Source organism: Ensifer sp. GW821-FHT05G01 (assembly GCF_059419585.1).
On record NZ_JBWKSC010000007.1, the window covers coordinates 66,545 to 85,908 of the forward strand.

General features: G+C 63.3%; 16 protein-coding genes. All 16 read right to left on the bottom strand.

Features of this window, described 5'->3' with window-relative positions:
* Nucleotide 1: 1 nt before the first annotated feature.
* On the bottom strand, nt 2-817 hold the full coding sequence (locus AC07UR_RS17985) for an ABC transporter ATP-binding protein (protein WP_209788718.1): 816 nt from the start codon (nt 815-817) through the stop codon (nt 2-4).
* The gene (locus AC07UR_RS17990) at nt 814-1,716 is read right to left on the bottom strand and encodes an ABC transporter permease (RefSeq protein ID WP_173421212.1); all 903 of its coding nucleotides are present in this window, start codon (nt 1,714-1,716) and stop codon (nt 814-816) included. Before AC07UR_RS17990 ends, AC07UR_RS17985 begins: the two co-directional genes overlap by 4 nt.
* The gene (locus AC07UR_RS17995) at nt 1,713-2,696 is read right to left on the bottom strand and encodes an ABC transporter permease (protein ID WP_209788721.1); all 984 of its coding nucleotides are present in this window, start codon (nt 2,694-2,696) and stop codon (nt 1,713-1,715) included. Before AC07UR_RS17995 ends, AC07UR_RS17990 begins: the two co-directional genes overlap by 4 nt.
* A gap of 20 nt (nt 2,697-2,716) precedes the next feature.
* Complete coding sequence (locus AC07UR_RS18000; protein ID WP_209788724.1) at nt 2,717-4,345, bottom strand: ABC transporter substrate-binding protein; 1,629 nt, start codon at nt 4,343-4,345, stop codon at nt 2,717-2,719.
* Nucleotides 4,346-4,686: 341 nt separating this feature from the next.
* Entirely contained in the window at nt 4,687-6,042 is a 1,356-nt protein-coding gene (locus AC07UR_RS18005; RefSeq protein WP_209788727.1) for an aspartate aminotransferase family protein, read from the bottom strand.
* A gap of 22 nt (nt 6,043-6,064) precedes the next feature.
* Nucleotides 6,065-6,508: a GNAT family N-acetyltransferase gene (locus AC07UR_RS18010; protein ID WP_173421216.1), complete on the bottom strand. Its 444-nt coding sequence runs from the start codon at nt 6,506-6,508 to the stop codon at nt 6,065-6,067.
* A gap of 57 nt (nt 6,509-6,565) precedes the next feature.
* Complete coding sequence (locus tag AC07UR_RS18015) at nt 6,566-8,521, bottom strand: hydantoinase B/oxoprolinase family protein (protein WP_209788730.1); 1,956 nt, start codon at nt 8,519-8,521, stop codon at nt 6,566-6,568.
* Nucleotides 8,514-10,553: a hydantoinase/oxoprolinase family protein gene (locus AC07UR_RS18020; protein ID WP_209788733.1), complete on the bottom strand. Its 2,040-nt coding sequence runs from the start codon at nt 10,551-10,553 to the stop codon at nt 8,514-8,516. Before AC07UR_RS18020 ends, AC07UR_RS18015 begins: the two co-directional genes overlap by 8 nt.
* Nucleotides 10,554-10,657: 104 nt before the next feature.
* Nucleotides 10,658-11,629, bottom strand: a complete 972-nt coding sequence (locus tag AC07UR_RS18025; protein ID WP_209788735.1) for an AraC-like ligand-binding domain-containing protein — start codon at nt 11,627-11,629, stop codon at nt 10,658-10,660.
* Nucleotides 11,630-11,855: 226 nt separating this feature from the next.
* Complete coding sequence (locus tag AC07UR_RS18030) at nt 11,856-13,223, bottom strand: amidase (RefSeq protein ID WP_209788744.1); 1,368 nt, start codon at nt 13,221-13,223, stop codon at nt 11,856-11,858.
* 11 nt (nt 13,224-13,234) lie between these two features.
* Nucleotides 13,235-14,455: an ABC transporter substrate-binding protein gene (locus AC07UR_RS18035; protein ID WP_494700054.1), complete on the bottom strand. Its 1,221-nt coding sequence runs from the start codon at nt 14,453-14,455 to the stop codon at nt 13,235-13,237.
* Nucleotides 14,452-15,531: a CobW family GTP-binding protein gene (locus tag AC07UR_RS18040; RefSeq protein WP_209788746.1), complete on the bottom strand. Its 1,080-nt coding sequence runs from the start codon at nt 15,529-15,531 to the stop codon at nt 14,452-14,454. The genes AC07UR_RS18035 and AC07UR_RS18040 overlap by 4 nt, the downstream gene beginning before the upstream one ends.
* Complete coding sequence (locus AC07UR_RS18045) at nt 15,524-15,856, bottom strand: hypothetical protein (protein WP_173421223.1); 333 nt, start codon at nt 15,854-15,856, stop codon at nt 15,524-15,526. The genes AC07UR_RS18040 and AC07UR_RS18045 overlap by 8 nt, the downstream gene beginning before the upstream one ends.
* Nucleotides 15,857-15,933: 77 nt before the next feature.
* Nucleotides 15,934-16,815 carry a polysaccharide deacetylase family protein gene (locus AC07UR_RS18050; RefSeq protein ID WP_209788749.1) on the bottom strand — a complete coding sequence of 294 codons (882 nt, stop codon included), beginning with the start codon at nt 16,813-16,815 and terminating at the stop codon, nt 15,934-15,936.
* A 51-nt stretch (nt 16,816-16,866) separates the two neighbouring features.
* Nucleotides 16,867-17,973, bottom strand: coding sequence for an ABC transporter ATP-binding protein (locus tag AC07UR_RS18055; RefSeq protein ID WP_209788752.1), 1,107 nt, complete (start codon nt 17,971-17,973; stop codon nt 16,867-16,869).
* A 113-nt stretch (nt 17,974-18,086) separates the two neighbouring features.
* Nucleotides 18,087-19,319 (bottom strand): ABC transporter substrate-binding protein, encoded by a 1,233-nt coding sequence (locus AC07UR_RS18060; protein WP_209788755.1) that lies wholly within the window; start codon nt 19,317-19,319, stop codon nt 18,087-18,089.
* Between the last annotated feature and the right edge of the window lie 45 nt (nt 19,320-19,364).

Genomic DNA, 19,364 nt, shown 5'->3' on the forward strand with positions numbered 1-19,364 from the left:
TTCATTCTACGGCCCCCAATCTCCTGACGGAAGCGGGCAACTGCGGGATCGCCCCCCAGAGCCTGCGCGTATAGTCATGCGCGGGCGTCCGGCTGATCTGCCTGACGTCACCGACCTCGACCAGTTCGCCATTCAGCATTACCCCGATGCGATGGCAGAGCTGCGCCATCAGATGCAGGTCGTGGGTGATGAACAGCACCGAGAAACCGTGTGTGCTTTGCAGGTCGACGACCTGCTCAAGAATTTCGCGCTGCACAACCACGTCGAGCGCCGTCGTCGGCTCGTCCATGATGATCAGCTGTGGCCGAAGCGCCAGGCAGATCGCGATGACGATGCGCTGGCGCATGCCGCCGCTGAACTGGTGCGGGTAGTCGTCGAGCCGGCTGGTCGGAATGCCGACCAGACGAAACATCTCCTCGGCGCGTGCCCGCGTCTGTGCCCGCGTCGCGCCGGTATGGCGGGCAAGGACGTCATGGAACTGCGCCTCGACCCGCATCAGCGGATTGAGCGAGTTCATCGCGCTTTGGAACACCATGCCGATGCGTCGCCAGCGCACATCCTGGAGGGCCGTTTCCGGCATCTGCAGCAGGTCGCGGCCTTCGAGCAGGATCTCGCCTCCCGCCACCCAGGCCGGCGGCTTCGACAGGCGGGTGATCGCAAACGCGATGGTGCTCTTGCCGCAACCGGATTCGCCGGCAAGCCCGAACAATTCGCCGCGTTTGATGTCGAAGGAGACGTTCCGGACGGCGCGAAAGGCGCCGTCGTCGGTGAGGTAATCGACATCCAGATTGCGCACCTGCAGCAGCGGCTCGCTCATTGTCCCACCTCCAGCGCCCGATTGCGCCGCCGGTTCAGCCGTAGCCAACGGCTAAGCGCAGGGCCTGAACGAAGCTGCGGATTGGCGATCTCGTCGAATGTGAAGTTGAGAAGAGCGAGACCAAGACCGACGAGCGCGATGCCTGCAGCCGGCGCGCCGATATCCCACCAGGCGCCGATGATGATCGCCGACGAGTTCTGGGCGTTGTAGAGCATCGTGCCCCAGGTGACGCGCAGGGGATCGCCGAAGCCGAGATATTCGAGCGTCGTCTGGGCGACGATGGCGTAGATGATGCTGCCGACGACGTTGATGCCGATCAGCGGCACGAGATTGGGCAGGATCTCGACGAAAATCACCCGCCAGTGCGGTTCGCCGACCATGCGGGCGGCGACGACGAATTCACGGTTGCGCAGCGCCAGCGTCTGCGAGCGCGTCATGCGCGCGCCCCAGGGCCATGAGGTGAGCGCGATGATCGCCATGATCGCCAGTGGCCCGACTGTGCCCGCAAAGGAGGCGAGTAAGATCAGGAGCGGGATGTTGGGAATGACGAGCACAGCGTTGGTCGCGAGATCAAGCGTGGCGTCGGTACGCCCGCCGAAGTAGCCGGCGACCAGCCCGACGATCGTGCCGAGCGCGGTGATGGCGAGGCCGGTGGCGAAACCGACGGCGAGCGAAGGGCGTGCGCCCCAGACGAACTGGGAATAGACGTCGCGTCCCATCTTGGTGGTGCCGAACACATGTTCGACGGTCGGTGGCTGATGCGAGCGTCCGACCCGTTCGCCGGGGTCGCCCGGCGCGATTACCGGCGCCAGCAGCGCCATCAGGCAAAGTGCGACGATGATGGCGAGACCGGCGACGGCCTTCTTCTGCCGCCACAATAATGCGAGACCTGAGGTCATGCCCGCCCCTCCCGAATGCGCGGATCGACGACGCCATAGAGGATGTCGACAAGCAGGTTTGCCCCGAGCGTCGCCAAGGTCATCAGCAGCAGCTGTCCCTGGATGACGGGGTAGTCGCGCGCGACGCTGGCGGTATAGAGCGTGAGGCCGAGGCCGGGATAGTTGAACACGATCTCGGTGACGATCGACCCGCCGAACACCGCGCCGAGCATCAGCGCCAGATTGGTCAAGACCGGCAGCATGGCGTTGCGGGCGGCATAGCCGAACATCACGGCGGTTTCCGACAGCCCCTTGGCTCTCCCCATGGTGACATAATCCTCGCCGAGCACCGAGATCATGCTGGAGCGCATGGTCGTCTGGAACTCACCGATCAGGTAGGGCGAAAGGGTGAGAACCGGCATGATCGCATGCAGGAAAACGCTGCCGAAGAACGTGAAATTGAGCCCTGGATCGAGGTTCGGGTCATAGGCATAGCCGACCGGCAGCAGGCGCAACGTGACGCCGAAGATAAACAGCGTCGCCAGCGCGATGATGACGGGCGGCACCGCGATCATAACCACCGAAAACGGCGAGACGAAGCTGTCGAAACGGCCGCCGCGACGCCAGGCGGCAAGTGCCCCTAGCGAAACCCCGATCGACAGTGAAAAAACGATGGCGGTCATGACGAGGAACGCCGTCCAGCCGGCCGACCGGCCGAGAACCTCGAGCACTGTCTGGGGATAATATTTCACCGACACGCCGAGATCGAAATGCGCCAGCCCGACGATATAGTCGACGAACTGCTGCCACATCGGCTGCTCGATGGCGCCGAAACGCGCCTTGATCGCCGCGATAGCCGCGGGCGTTGCCCGCGGGCCGAGTTGGGCGATCATGCTGTCGACGGGGCTCCCCGGCATCAGCCGGGGAACCGCAAAGTTCATCACGATCGCAAACAGGAACGCGACGCAGTAGACGGCAAGCCGTCGGCGGGGAAGCCGCATCCGTCAGCCCTTCCCTGGCTCTATTCGACCGGCTTCAGCCGCAGCAAATGCACCAGCCGCATGCGGTTGTTGTCGTGATCCTCAGGATTCATCGCCGGTTCTTCCTTCGAGACCCAGCCGGTGAAGCGCTTGGTCGAGAACTGATACCAGGTCGGACCGTTGAAGACGGGAACGACGGGTAGATTGTCGGCGACGATCAGTTGCACCTCGTCAAACAGCTTCTTGCGGTCCTCGTCCGTCGTCGCCCGTCGGTAGTTGTCGAACACCTTGTCGAGTTCCGGATTGGAGTAACGCGAGGGGGCGCTGGTGATGCGTCCGCCGAAAGCGGTCGACAGCGATTGGAAGTAGCCGCGGAACGGCGTCGGCCCGTCAGCACGCGAATTCATTACCGCTTCAAACGAGCCGTCGAGAATCTGCTTCTGCCATTGCTCGTATTCCGGCGTCGCCACCGAAGCATTGATGCCAATCTTGCGCAGGCCTTCGGCGGCGATCTGGACCGCATCGATCCAGTCGGTCCAGCCGTTGGGGACGATGATCGGGAACGTGATCGGCTTGCCGCTCGGCGTCGTGCGGAAGCCTTCGCCGTCCTTCTTGTAGCCGGCATCGTCAAGCAGCTTGTTGGCCCTGTCGATGTCGTAAGCGAGCCATTCGTCCTTAGCGCCTTCGGCCGCCTTGTTGCGCCAGCTGTCGAAGCGCGGCGGCAGGCCGCTCGCATGCGCATTGACGACGGGATAACCGAAACCGGCAATATCGACCATCGATGTGCGATCCATCGCCAGGCTGAAGGCGCGGCGGAAAGTCATGTCATTGAACGCTTCAGCGTTACCGGCATTGGCCGACTTGAGGTTCATCTGGAACGAGACGGTTTCGGCCGGCGGCTGCCAATAGGCGTTGTGTTCCGGATCGAGGCCGACATAGGTCTTGTCGATCTGCGGCAGGAACGAACCGAACCAGTCGAGGCCCCCTTCGGGCAGAAGCGCCAGCATCTGATCGTTGCCGGCAATCTGCGGCAGCTTGAGGCAATCGACCTTCAGCGTCGCTGCGTCCCAGTAATTGGGATTGCGGCATTGCTCGTAGACCTGCGGCGTGAAGCGGCGGATCTCGGTCATCGGGCCGGAACCGACAGGCTTCTCGTTCTTGAAGGCGAGCGGATCGCCGACGTCCTTCCAGATATGCTCGGGCACCACAGGAAAGTCGGCGAGTGATTCCGGGAAGTGGGTATCGACGTCCTTGAGGTTGATCTTGACCTCGGTCGGCGACACCGCCTCGACTGAGGCGACGCTCTCACCGACGCCGACGATATCGACGGCCGGGTTCTTCAGCATCAGTTCAAGTGTGAATTTCATATCGGCCGATGTCAGCGGCTTGCCGTCCGACCACTTCACGCCGTCGCGCAGCGTGTAGGTGATCGACTTCAGGTCGTCGGCAAACTTGTAGCCGGTCGCCAGCCGCCAGACGGGCTTGCCACCGTCGTAGTCGTTGAAGATGACGAGCGGCTCGTAGACGAAGTCCATGGTGCTCTGGCGCCGCCCGCCGAGATCGAACGGGTTAAAATTCTGCACCCAGCTCGTCTGCTCTTCGATGTGCATGGTCAGAACGGACTCGGCCTGTACCTGGCCCGCCGCAAGCAGGGCCAACGATGCGGCCATGGCCCCACCGAACAACCTTGCCGTCACTGAATGAATGATCCCTCCGGTCCCTCCTGCAATTGGTCTGAACCGCATTTCCTCGACTGCCGACATGACGAACTCCCCTCCAGGTTTCGATGACGCATTAATAAGTCAAGTAATTTGACTTAATGATATGTCCAGGATTGAAGGCGTGTCAATCTGCGTCTTTTAGCTACGACGAAGGATGAAGATGCAACCGAAGGAAAGCGCGCACCTTCGGCTTTCAACTGCTTCGTTGCGAAGATCTTCTTTTATCAGAAACGTCTGCGGGCCGGCGTGTCGGCGGCCCGCTATCTGACGTAGGCCCGACATGGAGGCCCTTATGCCGCTGCCTGCTGACCGAGCTCGCCAAGGCTCGCCTCGACGATATCGAACATCTCGTCGATCTCGGCCGCGGTGATGATCATCGGTGGGCAAAAGGCGATGGAATCGCCGATATTGCGGCAGATCAGCCCGTTCCTCTGCAGGATCGCTCCTACCCGGGCGCCGGTTGCGCCAGCGGCCGCGCCATCCGCCGCCTCAAGCTCAAGCGCGCCGATGAGGCCGATGCCGCGCGCTTCGACAGCCAACGGGTGCCGTTCGAGCGCATTCAGACGGCCGAGGAAATGCGGTGCGAGGCGGCGGACGTTGCCGACCAGGTCCTTCTCCTCGATGATCGCGAGGTTTTCGAGCGATACGGCAGCGGCGACCGGGTGGCCGCTCGCGGTAAATCCGTGCCCGAGCGCGCCGATCCGGTCGGCCTCATTGGCGATCGGCTCATAGACACTGTCGTTGATCATGAGCGCCGCGATCGGCTGGTAGGACGACGACAGCTGCTTGGAGAGCGTCATGATATCAGGGCGCATGCCGAAGGTCTCTGAGCCGAACATGTTGCCGGTGCGCCCGAAACCGCAGATCACTTCGTCGGCTATCAACAGGATGTCGTATTTGCGCAGCACGTCCTGGATCGCCGCCCAATAGCCCTCGGGCGGAACGATGACACCGCCGGCACCCATGACCGGTTCACCGATGAAGGCGGCGATCGTCTCCGGGCCCTCCTCAAGGATAAGCGCCTCCAGCTCTTCGGCGCAGCAGCGCGAAAAAGCAAGCTCGTCCTGGCCGGGTTCGGCACCGGTGCGGTAGTGCGGGCAGGTCGTGTGCAGGATGTTGGCAAGCGGCAGGTCGAAGGAGCGATGATTGTTGGGCAGCCCCGTCAGGCTCGCGCTCAGCGCTGTTACGCCATGATAGCCCTTGATGCGCGAAATGATCTTCTTCTTTTCCGGTCTTCCAAGCGCGTTGGAGCGGTACCAGACCAGTTTGATCGCGGAATCGTTCGCCTCGGATCCGGAATTGGCGAAATAGACCTTGGACATCGGCACCGGCGCCATGCCGATGAGCTTCTCCGCCAGATCCACCACCGGCCCGTGCGCTTTCTGCGAGAAGGTATGGTAATAGGGAAGCTTGTCCATCTGGCGACGCGCGGCCTCGACCAGCCGCTTCTCGCCGAAGCCGACAGCCACGCTCCAGAGCCCAGCCATACCCTCGATATAACGCTTGCCGCTGTTGTCGAAGACGTGGATGCCTTCGCCGCGGTCGATGATCAGCGGCCCTTCCCGCTCGAGCTTGCGCGGGTTGGTGTAGGAATGGAGATGGTAGGCCATGTCCCGCGCTTCGGTGGAATTGGGCTGTGCGGTCATCGGCATCTCCGGTTTCAATGTGTTACAAGGCAATATCATAGGTCAGCCAATCGGTTCTGGTGGCCAGCTGATCGTAGAGGCCGCGGGCCCTGTAGTTGTTGTCGCGCGTGATCCAGCGGATGACAGACCAGCCACGCTCTCGTCCGATATCGGCGACGGCCCGAATGAGGGCTGGGGCCGCCCCGCTGCCGCGCGCCTCGGGCGCCACGAAGAGATCGTCGAGGAAGCCGCCCCGCGCCGCCAATAGCGGCCGGATGTATTCGCGAAAGTGCGTCAACCCGATCGGGCGGCCGGAGCCATCGAGCGCCAGCCTGCATTCGAGCGCACCGTCGCGGATCCAGCCCCAGACCCGGTCCCGCATCTCGTCGGTCTGATGAACGCCATAGAACGCGGCGAACCCCGCGTGAAGCTCGTTCCACGCCGATCTGTCGGCCTCCGTGGCCGCGACGATCGTAACACCTGCCATGCCGTCCCCCTGTCTACCGAGTGGGCGCTCCGCCCACCGGCCGCGTCGTTTGCGTTGTTACTGCCAGCAGGCGGCTGAGCGCTTGCGATACATGTCGCGAAACTGTTCGGTGGAGACGGGCAGCAGATCGCCCGTGTCCCAGTCGAGGATGACGGCGTGGCGGCGAACCGCGTCGAGTGCGTCGATCTCGCCGGCCTTGAATCGCGCCGAGATCTCGGCTGGATCCGTCTCAAGCCAGCCCAGGCGCTCAGCCCTGATCTGTCGTCGCAACGCGACAGTCGCCGCCGCATCGATCTCGTAGGCGCAGATTTCCGGATCGACCGGGTGGATGACGACGCCATAGTCCTTGGCTGCCCGCTCGACCGAGACATAGTCGTCGATGACATCGGCAAGGACACGCTGCGCATCGCGCTCCAGCGGATCGCCGAAGCCACCGCCGCCGGCGGTCGGGCGCGAGAAGATGTCGCCGGCCTCGATTGCCACGTCAGAGAAGGTGGCGCCGAGCCACTCCTTCCTGCCGGTCTTTTCCCGCGTCAAAGTCAATCCGTGCGGCATGGAGGGCAAGCCGCCCTCGATCCCCCAGACGATGGCGCGCTCGCGGTCGCAGATATAGGAAATGACGGTGTTTTCGGCCTCCAGCATGCGGGAAGTCTTCATCACCCCGGCGCCACCGCGCCATTTCCCCGGGCCGGCCGAATCCGTCAGCACCTCGAATTCGGTGGTCAGGATCGGATTTGCCCGCTCCTGTCCTTCGACCGGCTGGGCCATCAGTCCGGTTCCGAAGCAGGCGGTCGTCACGTTGCAACCGTCCATGCCATTGCGACCGCCCCAGCCGCCCGGCAACCAGTCATAGAACATGAAGATCGGCTTTTCCGCCGCCCGCGCGTCGCGCCCACCGGTCAGGAGATATTCGAGATTGAAGGCGCAGGCGATGGCGCGCTCCGGAATGATCTTCGACCAGATCTCGTAGATCGCGTTCATGATCTTCTCGAAGGGCATGAGGAAGCCGGTAACGGCCACCGGCCATTTGGCGTCGACGATCGAGCCCTCCGGCGCGATGATTTCGAACACCCGGTAGAAGCCGCTGTTGAGCGGCAGATCGGGGAAGAAGGTCTTCATGCCGGCCGCGACCGCCGAGAAGGTCGCGCCGAAGGCCGAATTGTAGATCGAGCCGATGGTCGGATGGCTGCCGGTGAAGTCGTAGATCGCCCGATCGCCCTTGATCGTCAGCTTGACCTTGATCGGGATCATGCCTTCGTTGCCGGCCGGATCGCGGTCGATGAAGTCCTGCGTTTCCCACTCGCCGTCGGGCAGCGCGGCAATGCGCTGGCGCATGGCCCGCTCGACATAATCCTGCACAGCGCCAAGCCCTTGCTTGACGGTGCCCTCGCCGTATTTGCCGACGAGCCGAAGGATCTCGCGCTCGCAGACCTGGGTCGCCTGGGCCTGCGCATGAATATCACCAATGATCGAGGCCGGGTCGCGGGTGTTGGAGGCGATCAGATGAGCGACGTCCTTGCAGAACCGACCCTTGTCGAACAGACGGATCGGCGTGATGCGCATGCCCTCCTTGAACATTTCCTTGGCGGCGACGTCGAAGGATCCGGGCACGCTGCCGCCGAGATCCGACCAGTGGCCGTTCGACTGGCTGAAGGCGATGATCCTGCCGTCGACGAAGATCGGCCGGATCAGCCGAACGTCGTTGAAATGGGTGCCACCGGCATAGGGATCGTTGATCGCGTAGACGTCGCCCGGATGCATGTCGCCGTCGAAAGCGCGGATGACGTCCTTGCAGGTGAAGTGCAGCGTACCGACATGGACGGCGATGTCCTGGTTGCCCTGGGCGGCCGAATTGCCTTCGGCATCGTGAAGGGCGCTCGAAAAGTCGCGGTTGTAGATGACGAAGGAATAGCAGGTTCTCAAGATCTGCTCGGCCATCTGGTCGACGCTGGTGATGAAGGAGTTTTTCAGGACCTCGAAGGTCACCGGGTCAAGGTTTTGCTGTTCAGACATTCGCTTCACCTTCGATGCGGATGATGATGTTGAGGTATGTGTCCACTTCCGCGGTCGTTCCCGGCGGGACGACGACGGTGGAATCAAGCTGTTCGACGATGGCAGGCCCCTTGAAGACGAAGCCTGCGGGCAGCGTCTCGCGCTCGTAGACGGGCGTATCGACCGCGGCGTCGGCTGCAAACCAGACATTGCGCCGCGTCTTCGGCGTAGGGATCAGTCCGGTCGGCACGTGCTTTGCAAGCGATGCCTTCGGCACCATGCCGACTGCCTTCAGGTTGATGCGGAACAGGCTGACGGGTGTCTCGTCACGGCGGAAATTGTATTCGCGCTGATGCTCACGATGGAAGGCTTCGACCAGCGGCGCGATGTCGGTGACAGGCGACGGCGCGGAGACAGCGAGCGACCGCCACTGTCCGAGATACATCATGTCGATGCTGCGCTGGAGCACCACATCCTTGTCGGCCACACCCTCGTGCGCGAGCCGTTCCAGCGCTTCCTGTTCGAGGCGGACGAAGGCGTCTTCGATGGCCGTTGCGTCTGCGTCGTTAGCCGGCTTCAGATAGCTCTCGGAAAAATCGTGCTGCATGTCGACGAGAAGGCAGCCGAGCGCCGAGGTGACACCGGGGTTCGGCGGAACGATGACCGCGGGGATAGACAGCTCGCGGGCGATCGCCGCGCCATGCAGGGCGCCTGCACCGCCGAAGGCAACCAGCGCAAAGTCGCGCGGGTCATAGCCGCGGCTGATCGAGATCAGCCGTACAGCGTCAGACATGTTGGCATTGGCCACACGGATGATGGCGTCGGCGGCCGCGTGCGGCTCGAGCCCGAACGGCTCGGCCACGCCCTCACGAACCGCCCGAAGCGCCAGGTCCGCATCAAGCGTGATCTTGCCACCGGCCAGGCTGGTACCAAGGCGGCCCAGCACGACATTGGCATCGGTGTTGGTCGGCTGGCGGTTGCCCTTGGCATAGCAGGCCGGGCCGGGATTGGCGCCCGCCGATTGCGGCCCATTGCGCAGCGATCCCGCCTCGTCGGTCCAGGCAAGCGAACCGCCACCGGCGCCGATGGTCAGAACCTCGATGGACGAAAAGCGGATCGGATAGCCGAATTCGATGAACCAGTCCTTGGTGATGCGCGACTGGCCGTCATAGGCAAGCGACACGTCGGTCGAGGTGCCGCCCATGTCGAGGCCGATCGAGTTCCTGAAGCCGCAGAGTTCGGCGATGTATTTGCTGGCGATCGCGCCGGCAGCGATGCCGGAGCCGGCGAGCCGCGCAGCAAAGTCTTCGACGCTCTTCGGCGTCATCACCCCGCCGCCCGTGTGCAGCAGCAAAAGGTCACGCTCATAGCCGTCCTGTTGTAGCCGCTTGCCGAGCCTCGAGGTGTAGTCGACGACGACGGGGCTGAGCGCCGCATTGGCGACCGTGGTCGAGAACCGCTCATGTTCGAAGATTTCGGGCAGGACTTCCGACGAGGTCGACACCGGTACGCCGGGCATCACCTCCATCAGGATTTCCTTCATCCGCCGCTCGTTGGCACCGTTCATGAAGGCGTTCATGAAGCAGACGGCGACGGCCGCAACATTGCGGCGCTTGAGAATGCGCGCGACTTCACGGGCTTCGTCCTCGTCGAGCGTTTCTACGATCCCGCCCTGCGCGTCGATACGTTCGGAGACGACCAGCCGGTCACGCCTCGGCACATAGGGTGGCACCACGTCCTTGTAGGTATCCCAGAGGTCTTCCTTGTTGGCGCGGCGGATCTCGATCACGTCGCGGAAGCCGCGGGTACACACCATCGCCGTGCGCGGCAGGCGCCGCGTGATCAGGGCATTGGTGGCAACGGTGGTACCGTGCGAAAACAGCGCCACCTTCGACAGGTCGATGCCGGCTTTTTCGACGCCGGACATGATGCCGTCGATCGGATCTGCCGACGATGACGTCTTTTCGACCCGGATCAGGCCGGTGGTTTCGTCCATGATGCAGATGTCGGTAAAGGTGCCACCGACATCGACGGCAACGCGAAGGTTCTGCAAGGTTCGTCTCCTGTCTTCGGTTCATTGAAAAGCAGGCAAGGCTTCGCCCTCGCCCGGTCGGGCGCGCTCACCTCGCGTGTGTCTGGAACGAACGGCCGCCCGGTTCAGCCGGAGCCGCTGGGGCTCGTCAGGCTGTAGCGCTCACGCGCTTCGCTCGGGCTGTAGCCGAAATGCGCCTTGTAGTGGCGGCTGAGCTGCGCGTGATCGCTGAACCCAAGCGCATAGGCGATTTCCGAAACCAGCTTGCGGCAGGCCGGATCGCGCAACATCTCGTCGCAGCGCAAAAGCCGCTGGACCCGGATCCAGTGGCACACGGACGTGCCCTGCCGCTTCATCAGCTGGTGCAGATAGCGCACCGAGATGCCGCAGGCATCGGCGATCACCTGCGGCCCGAGATCGGTACGGGCAAGGTTGGCGCGGACATAGCTTTCGACGCGGTGCAGGTGGCCAACCTGAACCGACCCGGCATCCGACATCAGCATGCGCTCATCGGAGATGAGCGACATAGCGAGGATGTCGACAAGATGCTTGCCGGTCATGTCGCGGGCAGGTGCATCCATCTCCACAAGCCGTGGCGCGATTAGCCGGATCATGTCGACGAACAATGCGCCGGTGCCCCGGGTGGAATCGAAGCTGAGCGAGGCGATACGTTCGGGCAGGCCGACACGCGGGCGCAGCGTCGCGATCGGCACCTTCAGCACCCAGAGCGTGTTCTTGGCGGTGTAGCTGAATTCGTAAGGCAAGTGGCTGCGCTCGACCAAGAAGGCGCCCGGCTTGCAGCGCACGGCCTTTCCGCTCTGCTCGAAACTGATCTCCGCCTTTTCCGGTACGGTGATCAGGTAGCTTTCTTCGCGCTCATGCAGCAGGTGCCGCTTCTGCCGACGGTAGAGAAGGCCGTCGGAATCGAGCCGCGACAGCGAGACTGCGCCGAGGTCCCAGACGTTCAAGTCGCCGGAAAACTCCGCCGAATTCTGGAAGCGCAGGTCGAGCGGAAAGTAGGTGCTCGACACCGCTTCGTCCCAATACCGCTTGCGCTCGCGCGCCGCCGTGCCTGCCGTGGAATAACTCACGTCCATGCGAAGCTCCCATCCCGTCCGCCGTCCGTTCGCTTCGGCTGTTCCCATGTTGCCGAGCGACGGCCGATCGCGGCCCATTATTCCTGACCGGTCGCCTTTGATGTCGCAGCCTCTTCAGGGCCTTTGCGACCGGCGTTTCCGGAGGTCTTCAAGCAGTAGACTATGCCTTTGGCTCTCCGGCTAGTCGCAAAGTGCGCTTGCTCTTGTCGCTGGGCGTAGTGAAAGCTCAATCGGCGCGCACCACCGCTTCAGCGCTAAGCGCCATCGACAGCAGATGGGCGTCGTGATGCGGCTGGGCGGAGAGCAGCAGGCCGACCGGCATGCCGGCTTTGCCAGTGCCGCAGGGGAGCGAGACGCCGCACCAGTCAAGAAAATTACCGATCAACGTGTTGCGCAAGGTCTTGGCATTGGTTTCGACGAACAAGGCATCGTCCGTGAGAAGCTGATCGGTGGCGGGCGCGACATGCGCGACCGTCGGAAAGGCGATAATCTCGTTCGGCCCAACGCTTGAGGCGACCTCGGCGATCAACGCCTCGCGTATCTCAAGCGTGGCGATGTAGTCGGAAAGGCTGATATTTTGCCCCAGCCGCGCCCGAGCCACGACGCGCTGGTCCATCATTGCGGCCTGCGGGCCTTCGAGCCGGTCTCGATGCAAGGCGTAGGCTTCGGCCGTCACCAGCGGTCCATGGCGCGCCATGGTCTCGAAGATGCGCTCGAACGCCGGAAACGGCTGGCGACGCACATGGGCGCCAGCCCGCTGCAGCCGGCCGATTGCTGCCTCGAAAGCGGAGACGACACCGTCCTCGGCACCATCGAACACCGCTGTCGTCGGCACGACGATCGACAGGCCATCGAGATGACCACGGCGGATTTCCGGCGCCGGCAGACCGCGCATGGCGGCATCGACCCAGACGGCATCCTGGACCGTGCGGCAGAGAGGCCCGAGCGAATCCAGGCTCCTGGCGAGCGGAAAGACACCGCGCATGGAATAGCGGCCGCGGGTCGCCTTGTAGCCGACAACGCCGTTGAAGGCGGCGGGAATGCGGATCGACCCGCCCGTGTCAGTACCGATCGAGACGGGCACAAGGTCGGCAGCAACCACGGCGCCGGAACCGGAGGACGAGCCACCCGGCAGTCGATCGACATCGAGCGAGCGCGGATTGCGCGGCGTGCCGTAATGCGGGTTGATGCCGAGCCCGGAAAACGCGAACTCGCTCATGTTGACCCGTCCGACACTGACCATGCCGGCATGGCCGAGCGCCGTTACCACGGCCGCGTCGTCTTGCGCTGCCGGCGCGTCCTTCAGGACCGCCGATCCGGCTGTCGTCGGAACCCCTGCAATGGCAAACAGGTCCTTCCACGCGACGGGAATTCCATCGAGAAGCCCAAGCGGGCGACCGGCGGCAATGCGACGGGCGGAAGCATCCGCCTCGCGCATCGCCCGCTCCGGCAGGGTCATGGTGAAGATCGCCTGGTCGTCGTGGCTGCGGATCCGCTCAAACGTCCAGGCTGTCAGGTCTCGCGGATCGAGCGCACCGGTTTGCAGCAGCGCAGACAACTGCGCGATCGACCGCCCGCCAAGATCCTGCGTCATCGCATACCCCTCTATCGCTCGACCAGCTGCATCCAGCGGCGAACCAGATAATTGTGCTCGTCCATGGTGGTGTTCCAGACCGCGATGCAGTTGGCGCGCTGCCAGTAGGAACCGCCGCTGCGGACCGATCCCGCCCGGATGCGGATTGTACCGTCTGGCCCCGGCAGGTCGCAGGTAGCCGGCAGGCCGCCATACCAGTAGTCCCATTCAGCCGCCGACATGCACTGTCGCGAGCGCTCCGGCGTCGAGATATAATAGCCCTGGCGTGCGACCACCGAGCCCGGCCAACCGGAAATCCACCAGTTGAGATACTCATAGGCGACGTCGCGCATGCGGCCCGACAGATGACGCGCAAGGCACAAGCCGCCGTGCCAGGCGCGATAGCCTTCGGCCGGCACCGCCTGTTCCACCGGAACGCCCTGGCCGTTGAGGATGCTGATACCCGTCGACCACATGCTCTGGATATCGGTCTCGCCTCGCACCATCAGCCGCGCCGCATCCTCGGCCGTGCGCCAGAAGGCGCGGAAGTAGCCGTTCTTCTTGCGCTCTTCGAGCAGGCCGATCAGCCGATCGATCTCGTCGACCGTCATGGCGCCAATATTGTCGAACGACATCAATCCGGACGCCTGCGCGGCCAGTGCCGCATCGAAGATGCCGATCGCCGGCTCGTCGACCAGGGCTGCACGTCCTGCCCAGCGTTCGTCGAGCAACGCCGCCCAACTGTTCATCGACACCGTATTGGGGGCGACAACGGTCCTGTAGGCGAAGCTGTCGAAATTGTGCGTCGTCGGCAGCATCGAGATCGTGCTCGACGGTGTGTCGCCAAGCTCGAGATTGGGTTGCACGAACAGTTTCTTGACCGGCGCGTCGCCCTGCCCCAGGCGGGCATTCGGGCCGATATGGCCAGTCTTCGTCAGGTCGTTGATCTCGTCCCAGAGCGCAATGCGGCCGATCTCGATCGGCTGGATCGCCCGCCAGTACCAGACGATATCCAGATTGTGGAAACACTGATCGTAGATGTCGTAACTATCCGGCTCCTGCGCCGCCTTGTGCTGGGTCGTCAGGAAGTCGTTGTTGTCGAACACCACCTCGATGCCGAGATCGGCCTCGGCACGAACCCGCAACTCCTCCAGCAGCGAAATCGCCGTGCCGAGCACGCGCAGGCGCGGCCGCCCTTCGAGATGGAGGGATGGTGTCGCTGGTGTCGGTTGATCAGGCAGATGTTTGCTCATGAAGACGACTGACGTTCCTGAAGGCTGAGTTTCGGCACGGCCCCATCCCCGACCGACGACCGGTCGAGGGCAAAGGCCTCGAACGACCGTTTCAGCAGCTCGACATCCAGACCGTCAACAATAAACACGATGCGCGAACGGCGATCCTCATCCGGCCAGCGCTCCATATGCACAGGCGTGTGCACCAGATGCTGAACGCCATGAATGGCGACCGGGCGCTCCTCGCCGGCGATGTTGAGAATGCCCTTCACCCGCAACGCCCTGTCGCCGTGACGGTTCAGCAGCATCGTTAGCCAGATACCGAAGGCCGTCCAGTCGATGGCGCGCTCCACGATCATCACGAAGGATGTGACCGCCGATTGATGCACGCCGCCGTCAGCCGTTGCCAGTTGAGCCGGCGCTTCGCAGTAGAACCCGCTTGTCGATTGCAGCGCCGCTGCACGCAGGCTGAGGTTTTCATCGACGAGGTCGGCGACATCGAAGGCGGGATCGGTTGCGGTCAAGAGCGGCGCATCCGGATTGATGCCACGCAACTTCTCGACCAGGCCCGACATATCGGCCGCCGGCGCCAGATCGGCCTTGGTGACAACAAGCCGGTCGGCAACGGCGGCCTGTCGATTAGACTCGACATAGCTGCCGAGTTGACGGAGCCCGTTGACCGCATCGACGGTGGTAATCACGTTGCCGGGGCGAAAATGATGGCGCAGAACCGGATCGGATTTGATCGTCGACAGGACCGGGAACGGATCGGCAAGCCCGGTGCTCTCGACGACGATACGGCGGAAGGGCGGAACCAGCCCGCGCTCGCGTTTCGAGTGCAGGTCCTTGATCGCATCGGCAAGCTCGCCGCGCACCGTGCAGCAGAGACAGCCCGATTGCAGCAGCACCATAGTGTCGTCGATGCGCTCGACCAGGTGATGGTCGAGACCGACTTCTCCGAATTCGTTGATGAGGACGGCGGCGTCGGAAAGGGCGGGGTCGGCGAGCAGGCGTGCAAGGAGCGTCGTTTTTCCGGAGCCGAGGAAGCCCGTGAGCAGGTTGATCGGGGTCAAAAGCGGGATCTGCGGTTCAGTCATCGATCGCGACCTCCGCGGCAGCAATCAGGTCCACGTCGAGCGGATCGCAGGGGCGGCCACAGAGCCGTTCGGCCGCCGGCCAGAGGTGGCCGAGATCCTCGATGATCTCGCTCTTGCCAGTGCGGGTCGCAAGCACGAAGGATGCGCCCTGCCAGTCCGTGATTGTGAGGCCGAAGCGCGCCAGCATCCCGTTGGCGATCCGCACACGGTTGGCGCGCTCGCGCCTTCGGTCGATGCGCTCGACATTGCGGGTATAGACGCCCGGCCGCGCCACGGCATCGGCCCAGTGTTCGTTGCCTCCAAGGACGCCGCAGAGAGAGCACATGGTGTCATCCAATCGGTAAAAAGGCGGGCAATCGGTAAAAAGGCGGGGACGGTACGCAGACCGCCCCCGTCAGTCGCTCACTTCTTGCGCGGGAAGCGCTTGGCAAAGTCGTCGGCGATCTCGTTCATCGTCACGAACTTCACGCCGGGATGCTTGATCATGTGGGCATAGAGCCGCTCCAGCATCATCAGCACCTGCGGGCGCCCGGCAACATCGGGATGGATGGTAATCGGAAACACCGCATAGTCCATCTCGCGGTAGACCCAATCGAACTGGTCGCGCCAGATCTGCTCGATGTCATGCGGATTGACGAAGCCGTGGCTGTTTGGCGACTTCTTGATGAACATCATCGGCGGCAGGTCGTCGAGGTACCAGGAGGCCGGGATTTCGATGAGATCGGTTTCCTTGCCGCGCGTGAGCGGCACCATCCAGTCGGACGGCTTCTTGGAGTAGTCGATCTTGGTCCACTTGTCGCCGACGCGCACATAATAGGGCGTGAAGTCGTTGTGCATCAGGGAGTGGTCGTACTTGATGCCGCGTTCCAGCAGCAGCTCGTTGGTGACGTTGGAAAACTCCCACCACGGCGCGACATAGCCGGTCGGGCGCTTGCCCGAGAGCTTGGTGACGAGGTCGATGCACTTGTCGAGGACCGCGGTCTCCTGCTCGCGCGTCATGGCGATCGGGTTTTCATGGGTGTAGCCGTGAATGCCGATCTCGTGGCCGGCATCGGCAACCGCCTGCATCTGGTCCGGGAAGGTCTCGATCGAGTGGCCGGGAATGAACCAGGTGGTCTTGATTCCGAAGCGTTCGAACAGCTTCAGGAGGCGCGGGCTGCCGACCTCGCCCGCGAAAAGGCCGCGCGAGATATCGTCAGGCGAATCCTCGCCCCCATAGGATCCGAGCCAGCCGGCGACCGCATCGACGTCGATGCCGAAGCTGCAGAGGATTTCCTTGGCCATGGTATGTCTCCTTCGTGTTTTATCGTTCAAAAGGTCAAGCTGGCTGTGACGTCAGGCTGGAATGACCGTGGCTTTGCCCGGCTGCCAGCTCAAAAGAATGTCGGCGCCGACAGGGAAGGCATCGGGCTGGTACTTGTCGACATGGGCTTCGAGCGAGACGGTGCGCCCGTCCCCAAGTGTTGCCGTCAGATGGGATACGTGGCCGACCACGTCGAAACGGCTGACGCTGGCGCCGACGACGTTGCCGCCGACCGTGTGCGCAATCTGGTCACGCGAAACCAGAGCGGCGGGGTGCACCTCGATCGCTTCGGCCGGGATGACGACGTTGACCCTCGATTTCCTGGCGAGCGTGCCGTTCGGTCGACCGGAAAGCTGACCGAGCGGCGTCGAAACCAGCGTCCGGTCATCCGATGCGCCGTCGACCTCGCCCTGGAAGATCGTGTTGTTGCCGATGAACTGGGCGACGAACGCCGTGTTCGGCCGGGTGTAAAGCTGGTGCGGCGGGCTGATCTGCTCGACCTTGCCCTGGTTCATCACCACGATGCGGTCGGAGAGCGCGAGCGCCTCGGACTGGGCATGAGTGACGAAGACGAAGGTGACGCCGAGCGTCTTCTGCAGCAGTTTCAACTCGTTCTGGATCGCCTTGCGCAGGTTGGCGTCGAGCGCGCCGAGCGGTTCGTCGAGCAGCAGGATATCCGGCTCGACGACGAGCCCGCGTGCGAGCGCGATGCGCTGGCGTTGGCCGCCCGACAACCGGTCGGGCTTTTTCTCGGCGATATCCTCGAGCCCGAGCGTCGCCAGGATACGGTCGACCTTGGCGTCACGCTCGGCCTTTGCCATGCCCTTGACGTCGAGCCCGTAGCCGACGTTGCGGCGCACGGTCATGTGCGGAAAGAGCGCGTAGCTCTGGAAGATCATCGACGTCGGCCGGTGTTCCGGCCGGATGTCGTTCATGCGCTTGCCCTTGATCAGCATCTCGCCGGAGGAGATCGATTCGAAGCCGGCGATCATGCGCAGCGTCGTCGTCTTGCCGCAGCCGGACGGCCCGAGGAACGCGATGAACTCGCCCTTGGAAACCGACAGGTTGAAATCGATCACGGCGGGCGTGCCGTTGTCGTAGACCTTGCCAACATTGTTGAGTTCGAGGTCGAAGATCATCGTGGCTCTCCGGAGCTTGCTGAAATCACTGGCTGGTAGCGCGCGCGCGCAATGGCCACGCGCCCGTGTCTTGAGACACCGGGAGGCATTTGCCTCCCGGCTGTCATCCTTCGTCAGGCGTTGAGGAATTCGTCCCACTTCTGGATCAGATGGTCGTATTCATCCGGCCACTGGTGCCAGTAGGCGACGTTTTTAGCGCGCTCTTCGAGAGAGCCGCCGTCGCGCAGGTCGCCTTCCTTGATGCCGCGTTCCTCGGCGCCGACCCAGGGCTTGCCCTCGTACCAGAAGGCATATTTCTCCGGCGCCATGACGTTCTTGATGTTGGTCGACGGCGAATAGTAGCCCTGCTCGGAGACGGTGATGCCCGGCTCGCCCGAGAGCCAGTAGTCGGCATAGGCGATAACCGCCTCCTTGTTGGCGGTACCGGCAATCATCGCCGGGCCGATCGCCCAGCCGCGATAACCTTCCTTCGGCACGGCGTAGCGGCAGGGCTTGCCCTGCGCCTTGACGGCCATGACCGCCGGCTGCCAGGCATCGCAGACGACCATTTCGCCCGATGCCATCAGGTTGACGAGTTCGCCGAAATCGCCCCAGAGCGCGCGGAACTGACCTTCCTTCTTCTTGGAGATCAGGAACTTTGCAGCTTCGTCGATCTCGGCCGCCGTCGCATTGCCCGGGTTCTTGACGTCGGAAAGGCCGAGCGAGTTCATCGCCATCATCGCCTGACCGATGGCGATCAGCGGGTCGGTGTTGATACCGGACTTGCCCTTCCACTTCGGATCGAAGATCGCGGTCCAGCTGTTGGCTTCTTCGGCCGACAGCACATCCGGGTTGTAGCCGATGGAATCGTAGTTATAGACCGCCGGCACCATGTTCAGCGCCGCCTGGCTTTCGTCGGTCCAGATCTGGCCGACGATCTGGGCGGAACGATCCCACTTGTCGCTCGCGGTGGTGAAGGTATCGCGGATGTTGGCCCAGTTCTTCAAGGCCGAGGCCGGGATCGGCTCGACATTGTTGGTCATGACGATCGATGGCAGGCGTTCCGCGATGATTTCCCAGCAATCATAGTCCTTCGAGCCGGAGAGGATCTTCGTCTGGGCGTCCGGGAAGGTCGCGGCCGTTCCGGAGGTGCCGCCAACGCCGGCAGCGGCCTTGAACTGTTCGAGAATGCGCTCCTGAACGGTGACCGAAAGGCCGATGGTGCGCAGCTGCTGGCCTGCCAGGTCGGCGGCCTGTGCGAAGGCGGCGCGCGAGGACAGGAACGGCGTGCCGCCGCCCATCGCCAGCGCCATCATCCCGGCAGACCGTTTGAGGAGCGAGCGGCGATTGATTTCCAGATTGGGCATTGTCTCTTCTCCAGTTGTTGTTGTTCCCCGGGGCACGCTTGATGC

Excerpts from the sequence above, each read along its gene's own strand:
- AC07UR_RS18040 (WP_209788746.1), bottom strand. The coding sequence starts at position 15,531 with ATGACTGAACCGCAGATCCCGCTTTTGACCCCGATCAACCTGCTCACG.
- AC07UR_RS18010 (WP_173421216.1), bottom strand. The coding sequence starts at position 6,508 with ATGGCAGGTGTTACGATCGTCGCGGCCACGGAGGCCGACAGATCGGCG.
- AC07UR_RS18060 (WP_209788755.1), bottom strand. The coding sequence starts at position 19,319 with ATGCCCAATCTGGAAATCAATCGCCGCTCGCTCCTCAAACGGTCTGCC.
- AC07UR_RS17985 (WP_209788718.1), bottom strand. The coding sequence starts at position 817 with ATGAGCGAGCCGCTGCTGCAGGTGCGCAATCTGGATGTCGATTACCTC.
- AC07UR_RS18055 (WP_209788752.1), bottom strand. The coding sequence starts at position 17,973 with ATGATCTTCGACCTCGAACTCAACAATGTTGGCAAGGTCTACGACAAC.
- AC07UR_RS18015 (WP_209788730.1), bottom strand. The coding sequence starts at position 8,521 with ATGTCTGAACAGCAAAACCTTGACCCGGTGACCTTCGAGGTCCTGAAA.
- AC07UR_RS18000 (WP_209788724.1), bottom strand. The coding sequence starts at position 4,345 with ATGGCCGCATCGTTGGCCCTGCTTGCGGCGGGCCAGGTACAGGCCGAG.
- AC07UR_RS17990 (WP_173421212.1), bottom strand. The coding sequence starts at position 1,716 with ATGACCTCAGGTCTCGCATTATTGTGGCGGCAGAAGAAGGCCGTCGCC.
- AC07UR_RS18025 (WP_209788735.1), bottom strand. The coding sequence starts at position 11,629 with ATGGACGTGAGTTATTCCACGGCAGGCACGGCGGCGCGCGAGCGCAAG.
- AC07UR_RS18030 (WP_209788744.1), bottom strand. The coding sequence starts at position 13,223 with ATGACGCAGGATCTTGGCGGGCGGTCGATCGCGCAGTTGTCTGCGCTG.
- AC07UR_RS17995 (WP_209788721.1), bottom strand. The coding sequence starts at position 2,696 with ATGCGGCTTCCCCGCCGACGGCTTGCCGTCTACTGCGTCGCGTTCCTG.
- AC07UR_RS18035 (WP_494700054.1), bottom strand. The coding sequence starts at position 14,455 with ATGAGCAAACATCTGCCTGATCAACCGACACCAGCGACACCATCCCTC.
- AC07UR_RS18005 (WP_209788727.1), bottom strand. The coding sequence starts at position 6,042 with ATGACCGCACAGCCCAATTCCACCGAAGCGCGGGACATGGCCTACCAT.
- AC07UR_RS18045 (WP_173421223.1), bottom strand. The coding sequence starts at position 15,856 with ATGTGCTCTCTCTGCGGCGTCCTTGGAGGCAACGAACACTGGGCCGAT.
- AC07UR_RS18050 (WP_209788749.1), bottom strand. The coding sequence starts at position 16,815 with ATGGCCAAGGAAATCCTCTGCAGCTTCGGCATCGACGTCGATGCGGTC.